13 protein-coding genes are annotated in these 16587 nt (G+C 67.4%); 4 read left to right on the forward strand and 9 right to left on the reverse strand.

Going from position 1 to position 16587, the window contains the following annotated elements; genetic code table 11:
* Positions 1-2: 2 nt before the first annotated feature.
* The 7 genes from BAU06_RS18770 to BAU06_RS18800 all read right to left on the reverse strand — a co-directional run bounded on the left by BAU06_RS18770 (position 3) and on the right by BAU06_RS18800 (position 7999).
* Complete coding sequence (locus BAU06_RS18770; protein WP_066353483.1) at positions 3-632, reverse strand: NADH-quinone oxidoreductase subunit C; 630 nt, start codon at positions 630-632, stop codon at positions 3-5.
* A 48-nt stretch (positions 633-680) separates the two neighbouring features.
* Positions 681-1160: a NuoB/complex I 20 kDa subunit family protein gene (locus BAU06_RS18775; RefSeq protein ID WP_066353485.1), complete on the reverse strand. Its 480-nt coding sequence runs from the start codon at positions 1158-1160 to the stop codon at positions 681-683.
* A 42-nt stretch (positions 1161-1202) separates the two neighbouring features.
* Positions 1203-1562 (reverse strand): NADH-quinone oxidoreductase subunit A, encoded by a 360-nt coding sequence (locus BAU06_RS18780; protein ID WP_066353491.1) that lies wholly within the window; start codon positions 1560-1562, stop codon positions 1203-1205.
* 504 nt (positions 1563-2066) lie between these two features.
* Entirely contained in the window at positions 2067-3245 is a 1179-nt protein-coding gene (locus tag BAU06_RS18785) for a porin (RefSeq protein ID WP_066353496.1), read from the reverse strand.
* A 349-nt stretch (positions 3246-3594) separates the two neighbouring features.
* Positions 3595-5397: a gamma-glutamyltransferase family protein gene (locus tag BAU06_RS18790; RefSeq protein ID WP_197509540.1), complete on the reverse strand. Its 1803-nt coding sequence runs from the start codon at positions 5395-5397 to the stop codon at positions 3595-3597.
* Positions 5398-5452: 55 nt separating this feature from the next.
* Positions 5453-6955: an ABC transporter substrate-binding protein gene (locus BAU06_RS18795; RefSeq protein ID WP_066353498.1), complete on the reverse strand. Its 1503-nt coding sequence runs from the start codon at positions 6953-6955 to the stop codon at positions 5453-5455.
* 108 nt (positions 6956-7063) lie between these two features.
* Positions 7064-7999, reverse strand: coding sequence for a LysR family transcriptional regulator (locus tag BAU06_RS18800; RefSeq protein ID WP_066353500.1), 936 nt, complete (start codon positions 7997-7999; stop codon positions 7064-7066).
* A 153-nt stretch (positions 8000-8152) separates the two neighbouring features.
* Between BAU06_RS18800 and BAU06_RS18805 the strand changes: the two genes are divergently transcribed.
* The 4 genes from BAU06_RS18805 (at position 8153) to BAU06_RS18820 (ending at position 14035) form a co-directional block, all read left to right on the forward strand.
* On the forward strand, positions 8153-9238 hold the full coding sequence (locus BAU06_RS18805) for an Ldh family oxidoreductase (RefSeq protein ID WP_066353502.1): 1086 nt from the start codon (positions 8153-8155) through the stop codon (positions 9236-9238).
* Positions 9239-9305: 67 nt separating this feature from the next.
* Positions 9306-10457: a PQQ-dependent sugar dehydrogenase gene (locus tag BAU06_RS18810; protein ID WP_066353505.1), complete on the forward strand. Its 1152-nt coding sequence runs from the start codon at positions 9306-9308 to the stop codon at positions 10455-10457.
* Between the two features lie 170 nt (positions 10458-10627).
* Complete coding sequence (locus BAU06_RS26705; RefSeq protein WP_066353507.1) at positions 10628-11167, forward strand: winged helix-turn-helix transcriptional regulator; 540 nt, start codon at positions 10628-10630, stop codon at positions 11165-11167.
* A 111-nt stretch (positions 11168-11278) separates the two neighbouring features.
* On the forward strand, positions 11279-14035 hold the full coding sequence (locus BAU06_RS18820; RefSeq protein ID WP_066353509.1) for a mechanosensitive ion channel domain-containing protein: 2757 nt from the start codon (positions 11279-11281) through the stop codon (positions 14033-14035).
* Positions 14036-14086: 51 nt separating this feature from the next.
* Here BAU06_RS18820 and BAU06_RS18825 read toward each other — a convergent pair whose 3' ends face one another.
* Together BAU06_RS18825 and BAU06_RS18830 are read right to left on the reverse strand one after the other, a co-directional pair.
* The gene (locus BAU06_RS18825) at positions 14087-14710 is read right to left on the reverse strand and encodes an FMN-binding negative transcriptional regulator (RefSeq protein ID WP_066353510.1); all 624 of its coding nucleotides are present in this window, start codon (positions 14708-14710) and stop codon (positions 14087-14089) included.
* A gap of 158 nt (positions 14711-14868) precedes the next feature.
* A complete protein-coding gene (locus BAU06_RS18830; RefSeq protein WP_066353512.1) occupies positions 14869-16389 on the reverse strand; it encodes an aldehyde dehydrogenase family protein in 1521 nt (506 codons plus the stop codon).
* Between the last annotated feature and the right edge of the window lie 198 nt (positions 16390-16587).

Here is a 16587-nt window from a genome sequence, read left to right on the forward strand (position 1 = left end):
GATCAGCGACCGGCTCCGTAGGTGTCTTCGCGCACGACGCGCGGCGTGATCTCACGCGGATCGATGGTGACCGGCTGGTAGATGACGCGGCGCTGTTCGGGGTCGTAGCGCATTTCCACATTGCCCGACAGCGGGAAATCCTTGCGGAAGGGATGTCCGATGAAACCGTAGTCGGTCAGGATGCGGCGCAGGTCCGGATGGCCTTCGAAGACGATGCCGTAGAGGTCGAAGGCTTCGCGCTCGTACCAGCCCACGGCGGGCCAGCACTCGATAAGCGAAGCCACCATGGGAAAGTCGTCGTCCGGCGCCCAGGTGCGCACGCGCAGGCGCCAGTTGTGCTCGATCGACAACAGATGGATCACCACCGCGTAGCGGCCGCGCTGGCTGCGCGAGGCGGCGCGTTCGTCGGCCTGCGGGCGCGTGCCGTTGCCCCAGGTCAGGTAATCCACGCCGCACAGGTCGATACAGGTTTCGAATTGCAGGGCCGCGTCGGTACGCAGCCGGTTGCACGCCGAGATCCACTGGGCCGCCGGCACTTCCAGCGTCAATTCACCCAGCGCCTCGGTCAACGCGATCGTTTCACCGAACGCGGCATGCAGGTTGGTTTTCAGGGTTTCGAGCCTGGTCATCATCTTCAACGATTAGGTAAGCCGTGACACGCGATGCGGACGAGCGCCGGGTCAGCGGGCGATGGTGTTGGTCAGGCGAATCTTGTTCTGCATCTGCAGCAGACCGTAGACCAGCGCTTCGGCGGTGGGCGGACAGCCCGGCACGTAGACGTCCACGGGAACGATGCGGTCGCAGCCGCGCACTACGGAATACGAATAGTGGTAGTACCCGCCGCCGTTGGCGCACGAACCCATCGACACGACCCAGCGCGGCTCCGGCATCTGGTCGTACACCTTGCGCAGCGCCGGCGCCATCTTGTTGCACAGCGTGCCGGCGACGATCATCAGGTCGGACTGCCGGGGACTGGGACGGAAGATGATGCCGAACTGGTCCAGGTCGTAGCGCGCCGCGCCGGCGTGCATCATTTCCACCGCGCAACAGGCCAGCCCGAACGTCATCGGCCACATCGAACCCGTCTTGGCCCAATTGATGAACTTGTCGGCGCTCGTGGTGATGAAGCCTTGCTTGTGGATGCCTTCTTCAATAGCCATTTTGATCTCTGGTGGCGTGGATGGGAGACGAGACGGTAGATCTCATTCCCAATCGAGCGCGCCTTTCTTCCATTCGTAGATGAAACCCACCGTCAGGACCGCGAGGAAGATCATCACGGTCCAGAAGCCGACCAGACCGACGGCGCCATGGGCGATGGCCCACGGAAACAGGAATGCGATCTCGAGGTCGAACAGGATGAAAAGGATGGCGACGAGGTAATAGCGCACGTCGAACTTCATGCGCGCGTCTTCGAATGCCTCGAAGCCGCATTCATAGGCGGAGAGCTTTTCCGCATAAGGGCGCCGCGGACCGAGCAGCGAGCCTGCCGTGATCAACGCGAAACCGATCGCCGTCGCCACAATGATGAATAGCAGAACGGGAAAATACTGTTGCAGGTTCATTTGGGCGCGTCCGTGTAATGCTCAAACCTTAGGATTGTAGCATTTGCGCCGTTACTTCCCGCTGAACTCTGTAGTCCCAGGAGAGGTATGGGCGCTGCCCGGACGGTGCATTCCGTCACGCCGCCCGGAGGGCGGACTTATGGAGCCGCGCGCAAGACCGCAACGATAGCAAAAAGCAAAAAACAAAACAAAAAAGCCCGCAAACACGGGGAATCCGGACCCTCAACAAGGCGCAAGCCGGCCGCGCGCCGGCCGGCCAGGCGGCGGGTCCCACACCGGTCCAGGGCCACGCTTCGGCCATCCCCCTGCCCTGCCCTGCCGTAGACCGCAGCGCCGACGCGCCGGGGAAACCTGAAAACAAAAAAGCCACCCCGGAGGGTGGCTTCAAGAATCGTCGCGACGGAATCGCGACGCCTCGTATGCTCACGCCGCACCGGAGCGGACCCCGGTCAGGCGAAACGCATTTCGATGCGGGGCGACGAATCGCCCCGGCATCGGTGTTGCTTAGAAGCGGTGACGGATACCGACACCGACCAGCGTGCTCTTCAGGCCATCGATGAAGCCGTAGTTGTTCGTGTACGAACCCAGAGCGTACAGGTTGGTGCGCTTCGACAGATCGTACGTCACGCCCAGCGAGTAGACGTTCATGTTGCTGTCTTCGCCAGCGAACGCGTTGCCCGTGGTGTACAGGCTGCTGTCCTTGACGTTGGCACGCTGCCACGAACCGAAGACGCTCGTCGCGCCGCCGATCGGGGCGCTCACGCCCAGCATCCACTGCTGCGACTTGAAGTCGTCGCTGTAGACGTTGGTCGGCAGGACGCTGCCAGGAGCGGTGGAGGTGTTCAGCGTGGGCGAACCGCTGGTGAACAGGCCGGTCAGCGAGGTCGCTTGGATCCAGCCACCCTTGGTTTGGCCGTAGGCAGCCGACACCTTGACGACTTCGAAGTCGTACGCGCCGCCGATCAACCAGGAACGAATACGGTCGCCCGTACCGGTCGTGGGATTGTCAGCGACGTCGCTGGCGCGGTTGATCTGGTCATAGCCAGCGGCCAGGTTCAGCGGGCCGTTGACGTAACGCAGACCGGTCGTGATGCCACGCTGGTTTTCGTTCGTCTGGAAGCTGGTGTTGGCAGCGTTCGTGTCGTCGATGTTGAACGAGTAGCCAGCGCCAACCTGGAAGCCGCCGAACACGGGCGATTGATACAGGACCATGTTGTCGTAGCGCGTCGTGTTGGACGAGCTGAACACGGTACCGATGTTGGCCAGACCGAAGCCTTCAGCGAACGGGTCGATCGAACCGAAGAACTTGGAAGCGATGTTGGTCTGACGGCCGAAGTCCAGTTGGCCCCAGCTGTTGCTGGCCAGACCGATGGTGGCTTGACGACCGAACAGGCGGCCGCCTTGAGCGGAGTTGCCGTCGCCGGAGTTGAAGCCCGATTCGATCGTGAACACCGCGCGCAGACCGTCACCCAGATCTTCCGAACCACGCAGACCCCAGCGGGAACCGTTTTGCACGCCGGTCAGCATGCCAAACTTCGACTGCTTGTCGATACCGTCGACGCCACGCACGTTCTGGTAACCGATACCAGTGTCCAGGATCCCGTACAGGGTCACGGACGTTTCTGCCTGGGCCACACCGGCGAAACCGGCGAGCAGGGCGGCAGCGAGCAGAGTCTTTTTCATTTAAGAAATCTCCGTTGATTTGAGTGACAAGAGCAGCAATCCAGCACACCAGCCTGCCGCCCCCCTAACTCCGCGAAGGGAAGTTGACGCTATTGCATCAAAAATCCGGGGGACTGGCTATGGTCGTGCCGCAAAACCACGGCTTTGGGCCGGGGCTTTGTTGGGTCCATACAACATGGGGAACACGCCGCGGCAGGCTTGCGTCCCCTTTTGCCTGGCCCGGTGGCAAGAATATCGGGACAGGGCGCGCCAGGCAATGGCGGGCGCGGCGGCCATCGAATACAGGGAACGCGCCCGGCGGGCCCGCCACCCCGGGGCGCACCCGCCAGAAGTTTCGCCTTGCGCGGGCTCAGCGTCCCGCGGCATAGGCCTGCATCAGGCGCGGCGTGGCCGCGGCATGCAGGAGGCCGTCGTCGTCCCGGGACGCCGCCGTCAGCCGTCCCACCGACCACGCGGGCACTTCCTCGATCTCGTGCCCGCGCCCCCGCAGGGCGGCGATGGTTTCCTTGCCGAAGGACGCCTCTACCGCCAGGTGGCCCGGCTTGCGGTCGCGGGGATAGAAAGAACTGGGAAAGTGCATGGTGTGCGACATGGGCTGGTCGATGGCTTCCTGCAGGTTCAGGCCATGGTGGACGTGGCGCAGGAACAACTGCAACTGCCATTGCTCCTGCTGGTCCCCGCCGGGCGTGCCGAACACCATATAAGGACGGCCGTCGCGCAGGGCCAGCGAGGGCGTCAGCGTCGTGCGGGGCCGCTTGCGGGGCGCCAGGCTGCCGGGCAGGCCGGGCTCCAGCCAGAACATCTGCGCCCGCGTGGTCAGCCCGAAGCCCAGCTCCGGGATCACCGGCGAGGACTGGAACCAGCCGCCGGAGGGCGTGGCCGAGACCATATTGCCCCAGCGGTCGATCACGTCCACGTGGGTGGTGTCGCCGCGCTTCACCGGCGCGGACGCGCGCATGTCGGCCATGGTGGGCTCGTTGGTGGCGGCGCCCGCCTGGGTGATGCGGGACAGGCGCCGCAGGACATCCATCATGCGGGCGTGCTGGTCCTCGTAGCCGGGCAGCACGCCGGGACGCAGCTCGTGCGACGCCCGCTCGCCGATCAGCGCGCGGCGCGGTCCGTTGTAGGCCTCGGACAACAGGTCCGCCACGGGGACATCGACGAAAGCCGGATCGCCGTAATAGATCTCGCGGTCGGCGAAGGCCAGCTTCATCGCCTCGGTCAGGCAATGGACGAACTCCGGGCTGGATGGGCCCATGGCCTCCAGCCCGGCGCCCTTGAGCAGTGCCAAGGTCTGCAGGAACACCGGCCCCTGGCTCCAGGCATCGGCCTTGGCGACGGTGTAGCGCTCGTAGTCGTAGGTCCGCGGGACTTCGTAGCTGGCCGACCAGGCCGCCAGGTCTTCCGCGCGCAGGACGCCGGCGTGCGGCGTGCCGCTTTCGTCCATGCAGGGGTGGCGGACGAAGCGGTCTATCGCTTCTGCGACGAAGCCGCGATAGAAGGCGTCGCGGGCGGCCTCGATCTGCCGTTGGCGATCGGCGCCCGCCGACTCCGCCTCTCGCAGCACGCGCTGCCAGGTCCGCGCCAGGCGCGGATTGCGGAACAGCTTGCGGGCCTGGGGCACGCTGCCGTTGGGCACGTAGATTTCCGCCGTGCTGGGCCAGTGCTGCTCGAAGAAGTCCTTCAGGCCGGCGATGGTGTTGGAAATGCGCGGCATCAGGGCATGTCCGCTTTCGGCATAGTAAATGGCCGGTTCCAGGACATCGCGCAAGCGCATGGTGCCATGGTCGCGCAGCAGCAGCATCCAGGCGTCGAAGGAGCCGGGGACGACGGCCGGCAGCAGGCCGTTGCCCGGTATCAGGTCCAGTCCTTCGGCGCGGAACCGATCCAGCGTCGCGGCGGCGGGCGTCGTGCCCTGGCCGCAGAGCACTTCCGTCCGGCCGGTCGTGGTCGAATGGAAGACGATGGGAACTTCGCCAGCCGGCCCCACCAGATGCGGCTCGACTACCTGCAGGACGAAGGCGGTGGCGACGCAGGCGTCGAAGGCGTTGCCGCCGCGCTCCAGCATGGCCATGCCGGCGGCGGTCGCCAGCCAGTGCGTCGAGGTGACGACGCCGAAGGTGCCCAGGATTTCCGGGCGGGTGGTGAACATCATGTCGATCTCCCGGCCGCCCGCCGGCCCAGGCCCGCGGACGGACGCGCTCACATCACTTGGCGGCCATCGTCACGCCCTTCAGGCGGATGAGTCCGTCCGGATAGGGCACGAAGCCCTGCACCTTCTTCTGCACGCCGAAGGTCCACGGCAGATAGAACAGATAGACGATGGGATCCTCGTCATGCATGATTTCCATGACCTTCCCATACAGTGCCTTGCGCTTGCTTTCGTCCGGCTCGGCGCGCGCCTCGTTGAGCAGCTTGTCGGCCTCCGCATTGCTGAATTTGCCGTCATTCAGGCTGCCCTTGGTCGACACGTACTGGTAGATGTTGCCGCTGGGATCGACCCGGCCGGACCAGCCGCTCTGCCCCGCCTCGAAATCGCCGCGCGCCAGCGCGGATTGCAGGGCGGCGAACTCGACCGGACGCAGGCTGATGTCGAAGCCGGCCTCGGCGCCCATGGCCTGGATCAGCTCGTAGACCTGCTGCATGGTGGTGTTGTTGCCGAAGGTGATCTCCAGCTTGACCCGGTCGAAGCCGGCCTGCTTGAGCAGCGCCTGCGCCTTCTTGGGATCCCGGCCGCTGCGCTCGAAACGCTTGTCGTAGGCGAAGCTGGCCGGGGGGAAAGGCTGGTAGGCCGGCTGGAACATGCCCTCGCCCACGACCTGGTTGATGGCGTCGCGGTCGATGGCCAGGTCCAGGGCCTCGCGCACGCGCTTGTCCTTGGCGAAGGGATTGTTCGCCCGCGCGCCGTTGCCCAGGTTGAAGGAGAACGATTGGTAGCCCAGGCCCGTAACCGGGGCCAGGCGCAGGTTGGGATCGTCCTTGACCGCCTTGGCGTCGGACGGTGCGACGCGTTCGATGATGTTCAGATCGCCGGCGCGCAGGTTATTGACGCGTACCGTGGCGTCCGGGATAGGCGTGAAGATGACCCGGTCGAAGTGATAATCCGCGGCATCCCAGTACTGCGGGAATTTCTCCAGCACGATGCGGTCGTTCTGCACGCGCTCCTTGAACTTGTACGGGCCCGAACACACCGGCTTGCTGCCGGGATCCTTGTCGAAAGAGGCCGGCGAAATCATCATTCCGGCGCGATCGGAAAGCTGCGAGAGCAAGGACGCGTCGGGCTCGGTCAGGTGCAGCACGACGGTTTCCGCATCGGGCGCGTCCACGCTGGCCAGCGTGACGAGCTCGCTCTTGCGGTTGCTGTCGGGCAGCGTGCGGGCGCGATCCAGGTTGGCCTTGACCGACGCGGCGTCGATGGGCGTGCCGTCGTGGTAGACGGCGCCCTTGCGCAGCTTCATCGTCAGCGTCTTGCCGTCGGCGCTGGTGGACCAGGACACCGCCAATTGGGGGATGATCTTCAGGTCGGGCGTAATCTCGACCAGCTTGTCGCAAAGCGAGGCGAAAACGATACGGCCGACGAAAGTACGGGCCCGCGCGGGGTCGAGCACATCGGGATCGTCCTGCAGGCCGATACGCAGGGTGGATTGCGCCATCGCGGCGCCGCTGGCGAGCAGGCCGGCCACGGTCATGGCCAGGCAGAGTTTACGCATGAGAGTTCTCCAAATTGCGATCCGGCCGCGCGTTGCTCGCCATGATGCGGGCCGCCGACAGATCCGAGCGCAGCATTGTATCCAAGCTTGATATATCAAGACCGCCGGTCACGCGGCGCCGCCACGCGGCACCAGCGGCCCTTCCGAAAAGCTGAATACGCCCTTGGCGACGAGCTCGGCGCATTCGGCCTTGACGATCTCGGTGAAGCGGGCAATGCCGGGATTGGCGCCGGCGTCGCGGCGCACCGCCAGCGTCAGCAGCCGGTTCAACTGTACGCCCGTGATCTCCGAAAGCGCCACCGCGCGCGCTTCGCGCTGGCGGCTGAAGACCGAAACCGGCATCAGGGTGGCCCAACGTCCCTGCATGACCAGTTCGCGGATCGACTCCACGGAGTCGATTTCGGAATGGATGTTCAAGCGTCCGCCGACGACGCCGAGCTGGCGTTCGACCACGCTGCGGTGGAAGCGCGTCATCAACAGCGGCAGGTCCGGCAGCGCGGACACCGGTATCGTCGCCGGGATGCGCCGCGGCATCGCGGTAACCAGCGCGAAGGGTTCGCTGTAAAGATGATGGAGCGCGAAATCGCGCGAGCCGTTCGGGTTGGTCAGAAAGGCCACGTCGATCAGGCCGCGTTCCAGCCAGTCCGATAGCGTGGGCGTGAACGATTCGCGCAGCGTGATGCGGAAACCGCCCAGTGCGCTGTCGCAGCGCTCGAACAGGCCCGGCAGCAATACGCGCCCCAGGGTAGGCGACGCGCCCACGGTGATGGTGGATTGCCCCAGCTGCGCCTGGGCCGTCAACTGCGTCTTGACCTGTTCGGCTTCGGCCAGGATGCGGCGCGCCGCCTCGCACAGGGCGGCGCCTTCCTGCGTCAGGATCGCGCCGCGGGCGCTGCGGCGCAGCAGGGTGACGCCCAGCTCGCTTTCCAGCTCGCGGACATGCCGGCTGAGGGCCGGCTGGGCGATACGCACCTGCGCGGCGGCGGCGGTGAAACTTCCCGCATCGGCGATGGCAACGAAATACCGCAAGGCTTTGAGGTTCATGCGTCCGTGGCAAGGGTGGCGCCAGCCCGCAGTCTAGAACAGTTTGTTATGGCTTGGTAAGAAAACGGCATTGGCCCGAGAGAGGGACGGTTCCTATACTCTGCCTTCCTCAGTCCAAAGTGATATGGCAGGATCGCGGTCCTGTTTTATACGATGTCGCAAGCCACTCCCACCGCCGAGGCACCGGGCAGCATCCGTGTCGGCACGACCCAGCTCCAGGACTTCATCGCGCGCGTGCTGCACGCGGTAGGCATGCCGGAAGACGACGCCCGCATCGTGGGCGCGATCATGGCCGAGGCCGATGCGCGCGGCGCCGACGCGCACGGCGTGTTCCGGCTGCCGCCCTATGTCAAGCGCATCCGCGCCGGGGGCATGAATATGCGCCCGGACATCCGCGTCGTGCAGGAGCGGGCGGGCTCGGCGGTGATCGACGGCGACAATGGCATCGGGCACCTGATCATGAAGAAGGCCGCCGACCTGGCGGTGCACAAGGCGCGCAGCACCGGCGTGGCCTGGGTAGGCGCGCGCATGAGCAACCATGCGGGCCCGGCGGGAATCTATGCGCGCATGCCCTTGCAACACGGCATGATAGGCATCTATATGGCCGTGGGCAGCGCCAACCATATGCCGCCCTGGGGCGGCACGGACATGCTGCTGTCGACCAATCCCATCGCCATCGCGGTGCCCGGCCGTGCGCGGCCGCCCATCGTGCTGGACATGGCGACCACCAACGCGGCCTATGGCAAGGTAAAGGCCAAGGCGCAGCGCGGCGAAATGATGCCGGAGGGCTGGATGGTGGGACGCGACGGCAAGCCCTTGCTGGACCCCAAGCGGTCCAACGAAGGCTTCCTGCTGCCCATAGGCGGGGCCAAGGGCTATGGCCTGGCGATGATGTTCGGGCTGCTGGCGGGAACGCTGAACGGCGCCGCCTTCGGCCGCGATGTCGTGGATTTCAACCAGGACTACACCACGACGACCAACACCGGACACACGGTGATCGCGGTCGACGTGGAAGCATTCATGCCCTTGCGGCATTTCGAGGAGCAGGTGGACGACATCTGGGCGCAGATGAAGTCCTCCGAGCGCTTGCCGGGCTGGGACGAGATCCGCCTGCCCGGCGAGCAATCGAACCGGACCTACGACGAACGCATGGCCGGCGGCGTGCCCATACATGCCGAACTGCGCGCGGCACTGGACGCGCTGGCGGAGAGCGTGGGAGTCGTCCCGCTGGCTGCGTAAGGATCCGGCGGGACGGCGCCGGGGTCTCCGGCGGGGATGACGATACAGGAAGGCAGGAGGACGACTCATGCAGCTTGCTCGCATCATCTTCAGTACGGCCGCGGCGCTGGCCGCCGCGCTGAACCTGGCGGTGCTGCCCGCCGCGGCCGAGACCAATGCCGGCCTGATCAAACCGCTCGCCGACAAGCCTTTCGTCGCCACGCCGGTCGCCACATTCGACCAGCCATGGGCGATCGGGTTCCTGCCGGACGGACGCATGCTGGTCACGGAAAAGCCCGGGCGCATGTATCTGACGGACGCCCAGGGCCGCAAGACGGCGGTCGGCGGTGTACCCAAGGTGGCCTATGCCGGCCAGAACGGCCTGCTGGACGTGATCGCCGCGCCGGACTACGCGACCCGGCGCACCATCTACTTCACTTATGTGGAGCCCGCGACGGGTGGCGGCAGCCTGGTGCTGGCGCGCGCGACGCTGGACGAGGGGCCGGCCGGCGCCAGCCTGAAGGGACTATCGGCGATCTGGCGGCAGGCCTACAAGGGGCCGGGCGGGCAGCCGGGTGGCATCATCGCCTTCGCGCCCGACGGCCGGCATTTGTTCCTGACGGTGGGAGACCGCATGCGGCCGGAAACCGCCCAGGATCCGGACCAGCCCCTGGGCAAGGTGCTGCGCCTGAACCTGGACGGCAGCACGCCCCCGGACAACCCCTGGGCCGCCCAAGGCGGGGTGCGCGCCCAGACCTGGACCACCGGCCACCGCAACCCCTACGGCCTGGCCTTCGCGCCCGACGGCGGGCTATGGATGGACGAGATGGGGCCCATGGGCGGCGACGAGCTGAACCTGATCGTGGCCGGCCGCAATTACGGCTGGCCCATCGTGTCCAACGGCGACAACTACAACGGCACCCCGATCCCGCGCCATGCCACCCGGCCGGAATTCGAGGCACCGGTGCTCTATTGGACGCCGGTCATCGCCCCGGCGGGGCTGGCGTTCTACACGGGATCGATGTTCCCGCAATGGCGGGGATCTGCCTTCATCGGCGGTTTGCGGGCGCAGGCACTGGCGCGCATCGTCTTCGACGGCAAGGGTGGCGCCGCCGAGGCGGATCTCTGGGATATGGACCGTCGCATCCGGGATGTGGCGATGGCGCCGGACGGCGCGCTGTGGGTGATCGAGGACAGCACCGAAGGGCGCCTGCTTAGACTCACCCCCAAAAAACAATAGCCGCGCGAGCGAAGCGGCACAGTGGTCATGCAGCAGTAGCAATGCAGCAATCCGGCGATGCCGGCACGCGGGGCGATCCGGCAAGGCGGTGATGCCGGCAAGCCCCGTCGGGCCGACAGGCCGGCACGTATCGGTGCAATTGCAAACGCGTACCCATGAGGAGCCATTCAGTGAAAAGAAAATGCCTGCACGCCTCGCCCTGCGCAATCGCCAGGGCGCTGGACCATATCGGGGACTGGTGGACCCTGCTGATTCTGCGGGATGTCTTCAAGCAGATCGGGCGGTTCAATGCCATCCAGAAGAGCCTGGGGATCCCGCGCAACATCCTGACGGCACGGTTGCGGATGCTGGTCGACCGCGGCATTCTTTCCATCGCGCCGGCGTCGGACGGCAGCGTCTACCGGCAATACGTGTTGACGGAGCGGGGCCGGGATCTCGTGCCCGTATTGCTCGCGCTGCGCCAATGGGGCGAACGGCATGCCACGCCTAGCGAGGAAACGGACGCGGACGAAGCGCCGGGCGTCGATGCGCCGGGCGTCGATGCGCCGGGCGTCGGTACACCGGGCGTCGCCGCGCGGCGCGTCGCCTTGCCGGCTGGCGCCCGGGAGGACGACGTCGATGAACTCCTGGCCCACGGCATCCGCAGCGGCAGCGCGCTGGCGCTGCGGGCGGCCGATGCGCGGGGCCTGGCGGCGCGCTGCATCGATTGAGCCCGGATGGCCGGCCTGCCGCGGCAGCGATGCAGCGGGCCGGTAGGTATGGCGCTTGCTCTGCCGGCGGGTTTCGGTCGTTCCGCCGGCATCCGTGGCCGGCTCCCGGGTATGCACACACGCCACATCCGCAAGGCCAGCCTGGCCTGCATCGCTTCATTCTTCCTGCTTGGCAGCGCCGCGATGGCCCAGACCGGGACCGGCGGCACACCGCCGCCGTCCGCGCCGCAGCCGTCCGGGGCCGTCGCGGCGGCCGCCCCGAGCGCAACCGGTGCCGCCCATCCGGTCTCGGCGGCCGCCGCCATCACACCGGCCGATGCGCGGCGCACCGCGGATATCCTGCGCGACGACGGCCGGCGCGCCGAGCTGATCCGCGTCCTGAACACCATCGCCGCCGCGGCGCCCGCCGATACGGCCACTCCCCCATCCGCCGCGCCGGCGGCGTCCTCGACCGTAACGGCGCCGGCCTCCGCGGCGCCCGCGGGCTCCCCGCCCGCCGCGGCGGATAGCACGGCGGAAGCGGAGCCGAGCACGATCGTGCCCCTGGAGCGCGGCGGCCTGATGGCGCGCCTGCTGCGCAGCCTGGATGGATGGACGGACAACTTCGCCAGGCAGAGCAGCGAAGCCGTCCAGGCCGCGAAAGAGATTCCAGCCCTGTTCGCCCAGTCGCGCACGCTGACCACGCCGGCCGGACAACGCCTGCTGGGCCTGCTGGCCCTGGCCCTGGCGGCGGCGTTCGCGCTAGGGCTGTTGCTGGAATGGGCGCTGCACCGCGCGCTGCGCCGGCCGCGCCTCGCGCTGGAGGAACACGCCAACCGGCTGGCGGCGCGGCATGATGCGCGGCATGACGGCGCGGCGCCCGCGCGCGACCCCGCGCGGCCGACGCCGCACGAAGCCGCCCGCGACGCGGCGCAGGCGGGCCTGACCCCGGCGACCGACGGCGTGGCCGTCGTCCAGACGCACCGCGAAGGCGTGGATCGCGTCGAAACCATCCCCGTCGGCAAGGAAAACGCCGCCGGCTCCGTGCCCCCGCCCGCCGTGGAAACAGCCAGCGCGCAGGCGCGGCACACCCCCGAGGCAGACAAGACACGGGAGGAGGAAGGCGCCCGCAACTCCAGGCACCACTGGCGCACGCTGCGCAACCTGCCCTACGCCCTGGGCGCCCTGATCCTGGAATTGCTGCCCATCGCGCTGTTCTTCATCGCCGCCAGCCTGGCCTTGCGCTACGCGGCCGGCGACCACGCACGTGTGCGTGAAGCGGTCACCGGCTTCATCGAGGCCTATGTGGCATTGCGGCTGACCATGGCCGTGGTGCGGCTGCTGGTTTCCCCGGCGGGACGAGGACTGCGGCTACTGGATGTGGGCCCGCGGCCGGCCCGGCTGCTGACGACTTGGATACGCTGGATCGCCGCACTGGCGCTGTTCGGCATGGCCATCGCCGACACCCTGCCCTTGCTGGGCACCGGACCGGCGCTGCGCATGGCCTTCCTGAAGGCGGTCTCGCTGCTCGTGCACCTGAGCGCGGTCGTTCTCATCCTGAAGCTGCGGCGACCCGTGCGCCACGCCCTGCGCGCCGCGTCCGACGCCAGCGGTCCGCTGGCCGTCGCGCGCAACTGGCTGGCGGAAGCCTGGGCGGCCATCGCCATCGTCATCGTCATGGGCGTATGGGTGGTATGGGCGATGGGCGTGGAGGACGGCTTTCCCAAGCTGATCCACTTCGTCCTGGTATCGGCAGTCGTGCTGGTGGCCGCGCGGCTGCTGGCCATCCTGATCCTGGGCAGCCTGGGACGCCTGTTCTCCGCCGGCCGGGACGCGGCGCACCGCAACGGCGATGCGGCGCCGAGCGGCGCCACGCGGCTATCGGAACGCTACTATCCCTGGACGCGCGGCCTGGTGTCGGTGGCACTCATCCTGTGCACCGCCGTCGTCCTGTTCGAGTCCTGGGGCGTGGATGCCATGAGCTGGTTCGCCAGCGGCACGCTGGGACGCAGCCTGGCCTCGGCCGCGCTGACCATCGTGATCGCCATCGTCGTCGCCATCCTGGTCTGGGAAGCCGCGCAATACGCCGTGGAGCGGCGCCTGGCACGCTGGACGCGGCAAGGCGACGCGGTGCGCGCGGCGCGGCTGCGCACGCTGCTGCCCATGCTGCGCACGGCGCTGTTCATCGTGGTGGCGCTGATCGTGGGCCTGACCGCGCTGAACCAGATCGGCATCAATACGACGCCCTTGCTGGCGGGCGCCAGTATCATCGGCGTCGCCGTGGGTTTCGGTTCGCAGAAACTGGTGCAGGATTTCATCACCGGCATATTCCTGTTGATGGAAAACGCCATGCGCGTGGGCGACTGGGTTACCGTGGCCGGCGTGTCGGGCAGCGTCGAATACCTGTCCATCCGCACCGTGCGGCTGCGTGGCGGCGATGGCGCCCTGTACATCGTGCCCTTCAGCTCGGTTTCCACCGTGAGCAACAGCAACCGCGGCATCGGCAACGCGGCCGTGCGCATCAGCGTGGCCTACGATACCGACATCGACATGGTCGTGCGGGAACTGAAGGAGATCGGCGCGTCGCTGCGCGAGGACGCGAACTTCAAGGATCAGATCCTGAACGATATCGAGGTCTGGGGCGTGGACTCCGTAGACGGATCCATGGTCACCCTGGTGGGCCAGATGCGTTGCAGCGACAAGGGCCGCTGGGGCGTGCAGCGCGAAATCAACCGGCGTATCCTGGAACGCTTCCGCGAGCTGGGCATCGAAATCGCCAATCCGCGCGCCAGCCTGCTGCTGCCGGCCGATGCGTCGCCACTGGCGGTGCCGGGCAGCCCCGACACGACGGCGCAACGCCAGCCCGCGCCAGGCGGCGCCGCGGGATAAGCGACGGAATAAGCGGCGCTTCAGCCGCGACGTGTAACGCAGCGCCGGGAATCAGCGCGGCACCAGGGTGGCGGCCGCGCGATCCGTGGGGTCGTCGCTGGCCGCCAGGCCCGCGCGCACACCCGCCCGGTCCTCCGCGCCGCGGTTCTGGCTCATCTTGCGCTTGGCATCGATGCGCGCGATAGGCAGGCGCACGCCCACGATGCCGCGCAGCATGGCGGCGATGTAGTCCGCCGGGGCGTCCGACACCGACCATGGCGCCTCGCGCGCGGCCTCGTGGCGATCGGTCAGGCCCGACACGACTTGCAGCAGGCGCTGTGCATCGTCGAAGAACTCCACCGGCCCATAGGCGTGGACGGACACATAGTTCCAGGTAGGCACGACCTTGCCGTCGGCCTGCTTGCTGGCGTACCACGAGGGCGACACATAGGCGTCGGGGCCCATGAAGATCGCCAGCGCATGACCCGTGACGCTGGCGCGCCAATGCGGATTGGCCCGCGCCATGTGGCCGTACAGGACGCCCTGCTCCCCTTCATCGGCCGCCAGCAGCATGGGCAGCGGCGTGGCTATGGGACCGTCCGGACCGGCGGTGACGAGCTGTACCAGCCGCGCCTCGCGCATGACGCGATGGATGGCGGCCAGGTCTTCTTCGCGGAATGCGGCAGGCACGTACATGGTGTTCTCCCCAGGAAGCCGCATTATCCGCGATAAAACGGTGGGGCCACGCCGGCCGGGCCAAGCGGTCTAGCCACGCCGGCCGGGCCAAGCGGTCGAACCGCGCCGGCTTGCCATGCCGGCGCGGCCGGGCCACCGGGGCCGGGTCTCCGAGTCCCCTACGACAGCCGGGTGGTGATGGCCTTGGTCTCCAGGTAGTTATTGAGCACCGCCTGGCCCATTTCGCGGCCCCAGCCCGACTGTTTGTAGCCGCCGAACGGCAAGGCGGCATCGAACACGTGATAGCAGTTGATCCACACCGTGCCCGCGCGCAGCCGGTTGGCGATGCTCATGGCGCGTCCCTCGCTGCCGGACCACACCCCCGCGGCCAGGCCATAGACCGTGTTGTTGGCCTGCGCGATCAGGGCGTCGTCGACCTCGTCGAAGGGCGTGGCCACCAGCACGGGGCCGAAGATCTCCTCCTGCACGACCTTCATCTCGGGACTGGTATCCACCAGGATGGTCGGTTCGACGAAATAGCCCTTGCCACCCAGGCCCTTGCCGCCGCACACCGCCCGGGCGCCCTGGGTCTTGCCCGATTCCAGATAGCCGGTGACGCGCTCGTACTGCACCTGGGACACCAGAGGTCCCATCTGCGTGCTTTCCAGCAAGCCGTGGCCCAGCGTGATCCTGCCGGCCAGGTCGGCGATGCCCTGCACCACTTTTTCGTAGACATTGCGCTGGACGTACAGCCGCGAGCCGGCGTTGCAGCACTGGCCATGGTTGAAGAAGATGGCCGCCGCCGCGCCCGGGATGGCGATATCCAGATCGGCATCGCCCAGGATGATGTTGGGCGACTTGCCCCCGAGCTCCAGGCTGACTTTCTTCAGGTCGCGCGAAGCGGCCTGCACGATCAGCTTGCCGACCTCCGTCGATCCGGTGAATGCCACCTTGTCGACGCCGGGGTGCCCGGCCAGGGCCGCGCCCGCCGTCTCGCCAAAGCCCGGCACGATGTTCACCACGCCCGGCGGCAGGCCGGCTTCCTGCAGCAGCTCGCCCAGCCGCAGGCCCGACAGCGGGGTTTCTTCCGCCACCTTCAGCACCACCGTGCAGCCCGTGGCCAGCGCCGGCGCGAGCTTCCAGGCCGCCATCAGCAGCGGGAAGTTCCAGGGAATGATCTGGCCCACGACGCCGATGGGCTCGGGGCGCGTCATGGACATGAACTCCATGCCGGGCGCCGCCAGGGCCGAGATCGGTATGGTCTTGCCTTCGATCTTGGTGGCCCAGCCGGACATGTAGTGGAACATATCGGCCGACAGCGCGACATCCGCCACCCGTGCCACGGACTTCGGCTTGCCGTTGTCGATGGCTTCCAGTTCCGCCAGCTCGTCGGCATGCTCCAGGATCAAGTCGCCGATACGATGGATCATGCGGCCGCGCGCGGAGGCGGTCATGCGCGACCAGGGTCCGGTCTCGAAGGCCTGCCGCGCGGCCTTCACCGCCTCGTCGATGTCCGCCTTATCGCCTTCGGCCACCTGCGCGATCACCTCGCCGGTCGCGGGGTCGTGCACCGGAAAGGTCTTGCCGGACTGGGCCTGCACCCACTTGCCCCCTATCAGCATGGAACGCGGCCGGGACAGCCATTGCTCCACATTGGGCGATAGGGCGGGACGGGTCTTCAAGTCTGCTGGACTGTTCATGGTGTGTCTCCTGGACGGGGTCCCGGCGGACCCTTGTTGGCGCGGATGCTGCGCGGGCCCGTCCCGGCTGGCGCGGCGGACCTCTTGTCGTATGGGGTGCCATGCGGTGCATGGGGCGTGCACCGTTCGCGGGCACGCCAGCCACTTTAATCCGGAAAATCCCTGGAACCGATGGACGGAAACCCTAGGTCAAGTCAT

Origin of the sequence: Bordetella bronchialis, assembly GCF_001676705.1 — a bacterium.
GTDB lineage: Bacteria > Pseudomonadota > Gammaproteobacteria > Burkholderiales > Burkholderiaceae_B > Bordetella_C > Bordetella_C bronchialis.

What these genes read in the sequence shown, in the direction of transcription:
- BAU06_RS18830 (WP_066353512.1), bottom strand. Translation starts at nt 16,389, where the DNA reads ATGAACAGTCCAGCAGACTTGAAGACCCGTCCCGCCCTATCGCCCAAT.
- BAU06_RS18770 (WP_066353483.1), bottom strand. Translation starts at nt 632, where the DNA reads ATGATGACCAGGCTCGAAACCCTGAAAACCAACCTGCATGCCGCGTTC.
- BAU06_RS18785 (WP_066353496.1), bottom strand. Translation starts at nt 3,245, where the DNA reads ATGAAAAAGACTCTGCTCGCTGCCGCCCTGCTCGCCGGTTTCGCCGGT.
- BAU06_RS18805 (WP_066353502.1), top strand. Translation starts at nt 8,153, where the DNA reads ATGTCGCAAGCCACTCCCACCGCCGAGGCACCGGGCAGCATCCGTGTC.
- BAU06_RS18810 (WP_066353505.1), top strand. Translation starts at nt 9,306, where the DNA reads ATGCAGCTTGCTCGCATCATCTTCAGTACGGCCGCGGCGCTGGCCGCC.
- BAU06_RS18795 (WP_066353498.1), bottom strand. Translation starts at nt 6,955, where the DNA reads ATGCGTAAACTCTGCCTGGCCATGACCGTGGCCGGCCTGCTCGCCAGC.
- BAU06_RS18820 (WP_066353509.1), top strand. Translation starts at nt 11,279, where the DNA reads ATGCACACACGCCACATCCGCAAGGCCAGCCTGGCCTGCATCGCTTCA.
- BAU06_RS18790 (WP_197509540.1), bottom strand. Translation starts at nt 5,397, where the DNA reads ATGTTCACCACCCGCCCGGAAATCCTGGGCACCTTCGGCGTCGTCACC.
- BAU06_RS18780 (WP_066353491.1), bottom strand. Translation starts at nt 1,562, where the DNA reads ATGAACCTGCAACAGTATTTTCCCGTTCTGCTATTCATCATTGTGGCG.
- BAU06_RS18775 (WP_066353485.1), bottom strand. Translation starts at nt 1,160, where the DNA reads ATGGCTATTGAAGAAGGCATCCACAAGCAAGGCTTCATCACCACGAGC.
- BAU06_RS18800 (WP_066353500.1), bottom strand. Translation starts at nt 7,999, where the DNA reads ATGAACCTCAAAGCCTTGCGGTATTTCGTTGCCATCGCCGATGCGGGA.
- BAU06_RS18825 (WP_066353510.1), bottom strand. Translation starts at nt 14,710, where the DNA reads ATGTACGTGCCTGCCGCATTCCGCGAAGAAGACCTGGCCGCCATCCAT.